Origin of the sequence: Ningiella ruwaisensis, from assembly GCF_004798935.1 — a bacterium.
GTDB classification, from domain to species: Bacteria; Pseudomonadota; Gammaproteobacteria; order Enterobacterales; family Alteromonadaceae; genus Glaciecola; species Glaciecola ruwaisensis.
This window is the reverse complement of record NZ_RAHT01000015.1, coordinates 1-8,589: the sequence shown is the minus strand read 5'-3', so window position 1 is coordinate 8,589 and position 8,589 is coordinate 1. Positions and strand designations below refer to the sequence as shown.

Annotated in this window: 19 protein-coding genes; all 19 read left to right on the top strand. The window is 41.0% G+C overall.

All coding sequences use genetic code 11. The features are described 5' to 3' along the window. Positions 1 to 206: hypothetical protein (locus D6V41_RS18290; protein ID WP_206663279.1), on the top strand; the 206-nt coding region annotated here is incomplete at its 5' end. Between the two features lie 2 nt (positions 207 to 208). After that, positions 209 to 451, top strand: coding sequence for a hypothetical protein (locus D6V41_RS17910; RefSeq protein ID WP_136252927.1), 243 nt, complete (start codon positions 209 to 211; stop codon positions 449 to 451). Then, complete coding sequence (locus D6V41_RS17905) at positions 448 to 1,170, top strand: recombinase RecT (RefSeq protein ID WP_136252926.1); 723 nt, start codon at positions 448 to 450, stop codon at positions 1,168 to 1,170. Before D6V41_RS17910 ends, D6V41_RS17905 begins: the two co-directional genes overlap by 4 nt. Then, positions 1,167 to 2,768: a YqaJ viral recombinase family protein gene (locus D6V41_RS17900; RefSeq protein WP_136252925.1), complete on the top strand. Its 1,602-nt coding sequence runs from the start codon at positions 1,167 to 1,169 to the stop codon at positions 2,766 to 2,768. The genes D6V41_RS17905 and D6V41_RS17900 overlap by 4 nt, the downstream gene beginning before the upstream one ends. Then, entirely contained in the window at positions 2,765 to 3,016 is a 252-nt protein-coding gene (locus tag D6V41_RS18560) for a LuxR C-terminal-related transcriptional regulator (RefSeq protein WP_136252924.1), read from the top strand. Before D6V41_RS17900 ends, D6V41_RS18560 begins: the two co-directional genes overlap by 4 nt. After that, positions 3,013 to 3,264, top strand: a complete 252-nt coding sequence (locus D6V41_RS17890; protein ID WP_136252923.1) for a hypothetical protein — start codon at positions 3,013 to 3,015, stop codon at positions 3,262 to 3,264. The genes D6V41_RS18560 and D6V41_RS17890 overlap by 4 nt, the downstream gene beginning before the upstream one ends. Continuing rightward, a complete protein-coding gene (locus tag D6V41_RS17885) occupies positions 3,261 to 3,536 on the top strand; it encodes a hypothetical protein (RefSeq protein WP_136252922.1) in 276 nt (91 codons plus the stop codon). The genes D6V41_RS17890 and D6V41_RS17885 overlap by 4 nt, the downstream gene beginning before the upstream one ends. Beyond that, entirely contained in the window at positions 3,533 to 4,021 is a 489-nt protein-coding gene (locus D6V41_RS17880; protein WP_136252921.1) for a hypothetical protein, read from the top strand. The genes D6V41_RS17885 and D6V41_RS17880 overlap by 4 nt, the downstream gene beginning before the upstream one ends. 38 nt (positions 4,022 to 4,059) lie before the next feature. After that, on the top strand, positions 4,060 to 4,242 hold the full coding sequence (locus D6V41_RS17875) for a hypothetical protein (RefSeq protein WP_136252920.1): 183 nt from the start codon (positions 4,060 to 4,062) through the stop codon (positions 4,240 to 4,242). 174 nt (positions 4,243 to 4,416) lie between these two features. Beyond that, positions 4,417 to 4,806 (top strand): DUF6948 domain-containing protein, encoded by a 390-nt coding sequence (locus D6V41_RS17870; RefSeq protein WP_136252919.1) that lies wholly within the window; start codon positions 4,417 to 4,419, stop codon positions 4,804 to 4,806. Next, the gene (locus D6V41_RS18230) at positions 4,793 to 5,083 is read left to right on the top strand and encodes a hypothetical protein (RefSeq protein ID WP_168711083.1); all 291 of its coding nucleotides are present in this window, start codon (positions 4,793 to 4,795) and stop codon (positions 5,081 to 5,083) included. Before D6V41_RS17870 ends, D6V41_RS18230 begins: the two co-directional genes overlap by 14 nt. A gap of 22 nt (positions 5,084 to 5,105) precedes the next feature. Beyond that, entirely contained in the window at positions 5,106 to 5,405 is a 300-nt protein-coding gene (locus D6V41_RS17865; RefSeq protein ID WP_136252918.1) for a hypothetical protein, read from the top strand. Next, positions 5,398 to 5,790 (top strand): hypothetical protein, encoded by a 393-nt coding sequence (locus D6V41_RS17860; protein ID WP_136252917.1) that lies wholly within the window; start codon positions 5,398 to 5,400, stop codon positions 5,788 to 5,790. Before D6V41_RS17865 ends, D6V41_RS17860 begins: the two co-directional genes overlap by 8 nt. Then, on the top strand, positions 5,787 to 5,993 hold the full coding sequence (locus D6V41_RS17855; RefSeq protein WP_136252916.1) for a hypothetical protein: 207 nt from the start codon (positions 5,787 to 5,789) through the stop codon (positions 5,991 to 5,993). The genes D6V41_RS17860 and D6V41_RS17855 overlap by 4 nt, the downstream gene beginning before the upstream one ends. Continuing rightward, positions 5,990 to 6,310 (top strand): hypothetical protein, encoded by a 321-nt coding sequence (locus D6V41_RS17850; protein ID WP_136252915.1) that lies wholly within the window; start codon positions 5,990 to 5,992, stop codon positions 6,308 to 6,310. Before D6V41_RS17855 ends, D6V41_RS17850 begins: the two co-directional genes overlap by 4 nt. Further along, positions 6,311 to 6,667, top strand: coding sequence for a hypothetical protein (locus D6V41_RS17845; RefSeq protein ID WP_136252914.1), 357 nt, complete (start codon positions 6,311 to 6,313; stop codon positions 6,665 to 6,667). After that, entirely contained in the window at positions 6,657 to 7,193 is a 537-nt protein-coding gene (locus D6V41_RS17840) for a phage N-6-adenine-methyltransferase (protein WP_136252913.1), read from the top strand. Before D6V41_RS17845 ends, D6V41_RS17840 begins: the two co-directional genes overlap by 11 nt. Further along, positions 7,190 to 7,390, top strand: coding sequence for a MerR family transcriptional regulator (locus D6V41_RS17835; RefSeq protein WP_136252912.1), 201 nt, complete (start codon positions 7,190 to 7,192; stop codon positions 7,388 to 7,390). Before D6V41_RS17840 ends, D6V41_RS17835 begins: the two co-directional genes overlap by 4 nt. After that, positions 7,387 to 8,520 carry a tyrosine-type recombinase/integrase gene (locus D6V41_RS17830; protein ID WP_136252911.1) on the top strand — a complete coding sequence of 378 codons (1,134 nt, stop codon included), beginning with the start codon at positions 7,387 to 7,389 and terminating at the stop codon, positions 8,518 to 8,520. Before D6V41_RS17835 ends, D6V41_RS17830 begins: the two co-directional genes overlap by 4 nt. Positions 8,521 to 8,589: the final 69 nt, after the last annotated feature.

Genomic DNA, 8,589 nt, shown 5'->3' with positions numbered 1-8,589 from the left:
CAGTTGAAGGGAAAAATAGCGTAGCTTTGGCTAGCGGATTAGAATCAAAAGCCAAAGCTTGCTTAGGGTCTGCAATAACCGTTGTCTATCGTAACCAAAAATATGAGTTAGTTCACATCCGTAGCGGTATAGCTGGAAAGGATATAGAGCCAGACACTTGGTACACACTAGACAGGAATGGTGAATTTAAAAAGGTGGAGATATAACAATGGATAAATACGAATTCTCAAAATGCTGTCATACGGTTTCTGAAGAAGCTTACGGCCTAAATCAGCAAGGTTGGAAAATTGACTTGCGCGAGACTGAAAATCAGATCCGCGTTGATTTTTTAGACTTCCCAACCGAACACCCTTTTTTAATTACTACCGCTTGCGTAGATGCAGATGAATCTTTCAAGCGATTATTCAGAAAAATAGCGAGCTTAAAATTTTCACTCGGAGGTGCGGCATGAGCACAGCATTAACACAATTATCCACACGCCTAAAGGTTTCAGAAGAAGAGCTGCATAGCATCGTAATGAACACAGTTATGCCAGGCGGCGGGCGTCAAGTCACAAATGACCAATTTGTAAGCTTCTTGGCCGTAGCGAACGAATACAAACTAAATCCTCTGGTTAAAGAAATATATGCGTTCCCGGCTCAAGGAGGCGGTATTCAGCCAATCGTTTCAATAGATGGCTGGCTAAGAATCATCAATAGTCACAAAGACTTTAACGGCATGACCTACCAAGACAACCGTGAAGGCGGCCAGTTAATTTCAGTTACTTGCCGGATATACAAAAAGGGGATTGAGCACCCTGTTGAGGTCACCGAATACATGAGCGAATGCTATCGCAATACGCCAACGTGGAAGCAATACCCTGCTCGTATGTTGCGACATAAAGCCACAATACAAGCTGGTCGCTACGCTTTCGGAATTAGTGGAATTATTGACCCTGACGAGGCTGAGCGTTTTGAAGATGCTGGTGCAATTGTTAAGGAAGATCGCGACATCACACCCGAACAGTATCCTGCTGAAGAGTTTAAAAAGCACTTGCCAGCTTGGGGTCAATTGATTGAGTCAGGCAAGAAAACAGCCTCACAAATCATCGCAATGGTTGAATCAAAAGGGCAGTTAAGCGAAGAGCAGAAGATATTAATTGAAGAGTTTGAAGCGGAGGAAGCAGCATGAAACAGATCCACCAAGTTAAGCAAGGCGAGCAAGCCTGGTTAGATTTGCGCACTAAATATTTCACTGCCAGTGAAGCGGCGGCAATGCTAGGACTTAGCAAGTATCAAACGCGCAATGAACTTTTACATGCTAAATCTACTGGCGAAACAAAAGAGATTAGCGAGCATCAGCAAAAGCTTTTTAATAAGGGCCATGAAGCAGAAGAGTTAGCGCGAGTCATTGCTGAGCGAGAAATTGGCGAAGAGCTCTACCCTGTGACGTATTCAAATGAAGTTGAAGGATTACCGCTTCTCGCATCAATGGACGGTATTGACATGATGGAGTCTATGGGATGGGAGCATAAGCTGTACAACGCTGAGCTATTTTCCGCTATAGATAACAACGAAGTGCCTGATACTCATTGGCCTCAACTTGAACACCAAATGCTAGTCAGTGAATGTAATGCCGTAACTTTCTCAGTATCGGACGGCAATGAGGATAATTATGTCAGTACGATATACGTGTCAAAGCCTGAACGCAGAAAGCAAGTTATTGAAGGCTGGAAGCAGTTTGCTAAAGATCTAGCGGATTACGTACCGGAGCCAAAATCAGACAAAGTTGAAGCAACGCCGGTCCGTGATTTGCCATCTATCCGTTATCAAATGGACGGGTTAAGTCTCAAGTCAAACCTTGATGAGTTTAAATCGGCCTCTGATGCACTGGTTGAGCTATCTAAAAAACCGCTTGAATCAGATCAAGATTTTGCAGACGCTGAATCACGCCAAAAAGTTTTCACTAAAGCTGAGAAGAATATTAAAGACTTGCAGGATAAGGTTTTAGGTGAAGTTGCTGACATTGACGCATTCACTAAAGATTTACGTTATATCGGTGAGCAAATAAGACAAGCCAGGCTAGCAGAAGGCAAGCAAATAAAAGAGCGTAAAGAGCAAATCCGTCAAGACATTGCCCGGGCCGCATTCAACGAAGGGATGCAATACCGCGATGAGTTATTGAGAAATTTGAATCTTGTCTTTGATAATCCACAACCTTTGATTATTGAGGCGATGAAAGGTAAGAAAACGGTTGAGTCACTACAGAACGCCGCTGACACCGCTATCGCTCAATACAAAATTCAAGTCAGTGAGGCACATGTCATAGCGCAAGCTAACTATGACCAGTTGCCTAAAGATGATGATTTAAAGTTTTTGTTCAATGACTGGCCTGATATTGCTTTCAAAGACAACGAGGACTTTAAATCGCTCGTTCATATGCGCGTTAGTGAGCATCAAAAGCGACAAGCTGAGAAGTTAGAGCAAGAACGCCAGCGCATTCGAGAAGAAGAGCAAGCAAAAGCACAGCGTGAAGCCGCTCAAAAACAAGTAGAGAAGCAACCGCTAGGTGAAACTCCCAAACCAGAACAAAAGCCCAAAGGCGATTGGCTAGACGGGCAAGTCAAGTATGCGCAATCACAATCCGAACCTGCGCTAACGCAATACCAAGAGGGCTACATCCAAGCTTTGAGAGATTATGCAAGCTGGAAAGATGGCACTCAATACGTTGGTACTTGCGGCAAAACGCTTGATGAAGCAATTAAGCAGTTTTTAGCGGAGGCGGCATGAAGCGAATAACTAGAAATGGCAATAAAACAATATGCACTGGAATGCCTTTATCTAAGAAGGAGTTAATCATTTACAACTATTTATTAACTGATTTAACGACTGAGGAAATTGCCGAAAAGCTGTTTGTCTCAATCCGCACCGTAAAATTTCACAGAAACAATATCTACGTGAAAAAAGGTGTCAACAGACGAGTGCAGTTAATTGTGCGACATTATCAAAGCATCATTGGAATACGGAGCGCTGCATGAATACTCAATCAGCATACCGATTAATGCATCAAACTGGCCGTTATTATTCTGCCTCTGAATTAGCTGGGGAAATGGGTGTAACGGCAAAAGAGGCAAGCGGCTACTTGTATAACATACGCAATAGTAAATCTCTTGTCTGTGATGTAACGCCATTACCAAACCGCAAAGTTAAAGTTGTGAAAATATTAAAAGGCGAATACGCAAGAAGTGACCTGTGGCGACTCGCAATATTTGGGAAAACAGCATGAACTCGCGAAAAGCCGAAAGGCTACTTATCGCATTATCGATATTGGTGATGTACATCATCTTGTCTTTAATCGGCGGTTGCACAAATACAAGCTTTATGATGCAGGGCGAAGTCAAAGGTAATCAAATTTACTGGGAAAACGGCGAAGTAACTGATCATCGCCGATTGAGTCAAGACGTATATTACCGCCATTGTTATATAAGCGGTGATGGAACTAAATGCAGTGCCGAATTGTTTGAGGTTAAACCGAAAGCTTTTACGAGGTCAGAATGAACGAACTACAAAAATTAAAACAGCAAGTTAAAGATTTGCAAGCGCAGATTGAACAGTTAGAAAAACAGGCTGAACAACCTTTTATTGAGCGAGATATAAATGATGACGATTACTATTTTATAGATAAGGATAACAATATTCGGTCATACAGTGAAACAGGTCACGCTATTGATGAAATACTCTATAACCAATTCAACTACTTCATAAACAAACAAGACGCCCTAAACATGCAAGCCTACAACAACCGTTGCGCTTTGTTTAAACGCAAAGCGATTGAGTTTGCTGAGGGTTATAGTTTTATTGGAGATAAAAATAACTTCTCAGTTCGCTTTAAAGTGAACAGAGGGGTATTTGTAATGGCTTCAAATTCTTTCATTTACAACCAAATGGATATCTATATGACGGAAGAAAACGCCAAAGCCTTTTGTGACTGGTGCAACCAACCGCATGTATTAGAGCGGTTGAAACAAGATATGGGGATTTAGTTATGGAGTTATTAATAATAATATCTGGATACATATTCATGATTGCAGTCACTTATGTTGTCACTGTCATGGCTCTTGATTTAGAACTCGATGATGATGAAGAAATAATGGAGAGACCAGTTTTTACACATGAATTAGCTAATGAAAATATTGTCGAGGAAATAAAACAGTTGAGTCGTGGTGATTTTATGCGAATAGTGCAAAGGAGTGATGATGCCTAACATAACCATGTGCAAAAACATCAAATGCCCACTGCGTGATAACTGCGAACGCTATACAGCAAAACCGAACGAACACAGGCAGAGCTACGGCAGCTTTGAATTTCAACAAACAGAGATTGGCGTAACATGCGAGCACTTTGTTAACAACGAAAGATATGATTTAGGAGCATAAAAATGAATATTAATGATTTAACAATCGGACAAGCAAAAGAATTGGCTTCAATTTTTACAAATTCAAATGCGTCGAAGTCATCTAGTTTGTATGATGGGTTTATCGGCAAATATTGCATAGTTAGAAGTCGAAATGAGGGTATTAACGCAGGTAAAGTAGTGATAGCAGATGAGACTGGCGTTGTGATCGAGGATGCTAGACGACTTTATTATCACAAGCCTGCAAATGAAAAAATGAGTTGGTATGAGGGCGTTGCAGTTGCGGGCATATCTTCTGATTCAAAAGTTGGCGAACCCGTCAAAAAATTGATCATTGAGGACTATTCACTAACTAAGTGTAGTGAAGAAGCCGAAAAATCTATTCGGGAAGCTAAAACAAATGAACAAAGTTAATTTAATTGGCTATGGCTCTGGCTCTGGTTATGGCTATGGCTATGGCTCTGGCTCTGGCTCTGGCGATGGCGATGGCTCTGGCTATGGTTCTGGCGATGGCTATGGCTATGGCTCTGGCTATGGCTATGGTTATGGCTCTGGCTCTGGCTTTGGCTCTGGCTTTGGCTCTGGCGATGGCTCTGGCTTTGGCTCTGGCTTTGGCTCTGGCTCTGGCTCTATCTCTGTCTCTGGCTCTGGTTATGGCGATGGCTCTGGCTCTGGCTCTGGTTATGGCTAAACACACACATAGGATGCAGAAAATGACTAACACTAACAAAATAGAAAAAATGATAGATGAAAAAGCAAAAAAAGCTGCCTTAAAAGCAGCCAATAATTTTAATCAAACGATGTTGCTTTTATTTGATGTTAAGCATCACCATCACTACATTTCCGAGATTGCAGAAAACTTGCCGGATGGTTTTAATGAAGAACATGTAAAAATTGTTATAACCGCCATGAAAAAAGTAATAGAAGAAGAAGCATATAAAAAAGAACAAGATGTGTTGCTATTGAATTTGCGTGAAGCACTAGACTTTATGAGGCACGTTGAAAATGACTAACGAACAACTACAACACCTAAAGCAGATTATAGCGGATGCGCCAGAAGGTGCGACTAATATAGAGTATTTAGCTTCAACGAGGGTTTATTATTTAAAAAAGAGTGAAGACAAAACTGGTTATAAGTTTTGGATACAAGGTAAAAATGAAAGATGGCATAAAAGTGGCGCACCAACTGGAAATATTCGCTCACTCTCAGACATGCGCACAATAATAGCTCAAGCCGAAGAAATTGAGCGGCTTAAAGAAGAATTGCTTGCGAGTTTTGAATACGAAACAGAATATGACGGAAGAATGTATAGTTTCTGCATTCATTGCGAAAATAGCATTGAAGAAGGACACAGAGACGGTTGCGTAATAAAAAAGCTTATGGAGAAAAGTGAATGAGTGATGAACTTTATTCATATGGCAAATATAGAGGCTTCAATATTTATATAAGCAAAGATGACATTATGAGTTACGGAGCAATTAATCATAACGGCACTTGTTTATACGCAAATATAAAAGCGCTAACTCCACAAAAATGTTTCATAAGATGCAAAGATAAAGTAGATGCGATTATTGACTTTGAAGCGGAGAAAGGCGAATGAGCACGTATAAACTACCTAGTGGCCTTATGTCAGTTGAAAAAATAGACGGCGGCTTTTCATGTGATTTCCCTAAGAGCAACGGAAAGCGAAATGATGCTTTAATCGAAGCTATGAAGGAACTGTGGAAAGCTAACAAACGCATTGCGGAGTTGGAGCGAGAATTAAAACAAAAAGAACTATTTTTTGTTGGATACACAAACCCAAATCAGATTGAGTACGCAAAAGAAGATGAAGGGACTTTTTATTCAAATACCGACAATAACTGCTACATCCCTTTGTTCATGTTAAATGTTCATAAACACAGGTTGGAATATTAAATGATTCACTCTCTCGAAGATAAATCACGCAAAGAGCTTGTTGAGATAGTTAAAATTCAGCAAGAGGAATATCAGAAGTTGCAAAAAGAAGTTGAGAAACATAAGCAGTGGCAAGAAAACCATTATGTTTTGTCTTGCGCGATAGCTTTTCATTCGTCAATAAGAGATAAAACACTCGAAGAATGTGAAAAGCTTTTAGCAATACGCGACCTTGAGCAACAGGCTATAGGCGTAGAAAAAGCTGCAGACGTTAGAGAAATAAACTGGACTAGCGGAGACAGGCATACATTACATCTGTTAGCTAAAGACTTGCGCGAAAAAACCAAAGCGCTAAGGGGTGAGAGCAATGGAAAATGATACATGGAGAACGCCGCCAGAGGTGTTTGCGTATTTCAACGCAGATTACGATTTCAAGGTTGATGTGTGCGCTAGCAAAGACAATGCACTTTGTATTGACTTTATTGATGAAAAAGAAAACGCTTTAAAAAGTGCATGGTACGGAACTGATGGTAATACGATTTTTTACAACGGTCATTACGTTTGGTGCAATCCACCATACAGCAACCCTTTGCCGTTCGTTAAAAAAGCAATTGAGCAGAGTCAGGCAAAAGGCATTGGCACAGCGCTTTTACTTAACCATGACATGTCAACAAGATGGGCGTCCATTTTATTAGTGCATAAAATAGAAATAATAGTTTTCACCAAAAAACGCATTGCCTTTTTAAACGAAAAAGGAGTTCCAGTTAAAGGGAATAGCAAAGGCCAGTTTGTTGCGATCATTCCTCCATATGTTCGTGAGGGTAACCCAGATACCACTTATGTAGATTTAGATTTCGTGATGATGCAAGGCGGTAAGTATTTAGAGATGGAGAAAGCGGCATGAAATACTACAAACCAAATGATTATGCAAAAGAGATATACGGTGGCGCTGTCTCCGGTGCCACGATCCGAAATTGGGCAAAGTCAGGAAAACTGAAACATCGGGTCGAATTGACACCGACCGGTCAATATTTAATATTTGTTGATGAGCAGCTAACTAGTGAAGCCGATAAACTTTTAAAGATGATTAAAGCAGCATGAGCCCACGAAGACGCACTTACGAAAATAAAGATTTGCCAACCGGCCTATCTGTGGTCAACGTTCGCGGAGTAAAGCGTTTTAGGTTTCGCAGGCCAGATGGTAAGAATATTTACTTCCCGCAAGGAACTTTACGCGCTCATGCTATTCAAGCGGCTATCTCATACAACAACGAAGTAAGAAGTGTAGAAGCGAAATTAATAGCCAAGACTGACAAATACAATAAGCGCCTATCTGACTGGCTGCCGGTAGTAATAAATCGTGTGAAAAGGGAAGAAAAATTATCATCTGATACTTATAAGACGTTTTTGCAAGACTGTAAGCGCTTGGATGAATGCTTGGGGGATATCTTCACCAAGTCAATTAACCTCACTCACGTAAACGACTTTCTTGAAAATGTTGCTAGCGGTAAAAGCCATAATGTATACAACCGCAAAATCAGCTTTTTGAATAAAGTCTTTTCGTATCTTGTTGATATGTCTGCAATGGAAAGTAATTTTGCACTGCACAAAAAGAGTAAGCCGAAAGAAAGCAAAGGCCGCGTTCGACTGGGGATAGATGAACTTAAAATAATGCTCGAGCATGCCAAAAATGACAGGCAATTACACTGGCTATACATATCTATGTCATTAGCCTTACAAACCACGCAGGCAACACTTGAAGTGACCAGAATGCGCTACAGTGACATTCAAAATAGCGTCTTAAGGGTGAAGCGTCAGAAGGCACAAAAGCACGAGTCTAGCCGTGTAGAGATACCAGTATCGAACGAGATCCAAAAGTTAATAGATTTTAGCCGTAAAAGCGGCTTGGTATCGCCCTACATTGTTCACAGACGCGGCAGGTATGCCGGGCAAATAGGCGAAGGTTGCGACCATCCTCTGCAAGTATCATCAAAATACAATAGCCGAGCGTTTAGCGAGTTGCGTGATAGTTTAGGTTTGTACTCTAATCTACCCAGTGCCAAGCGTCCCACTTTTCACGAAATACGCGCTTTAAGCATTCACCTGTACAGTGAGCAAGGCATCGATCCACAAACAAGAGCGGCTCACAAAGATGCTAAAACAACCAAAATTTATAAAGATGGGCATGTGCAATGGGTGCGCGTCCCAGATGCAGAATTAAAGATAGTTTAATACTGTATAAGGCTACAGAAAGGTTACGGAAAGGTTACGCTAATTTGGGGTGCTTCTCTCTAGCCCTTT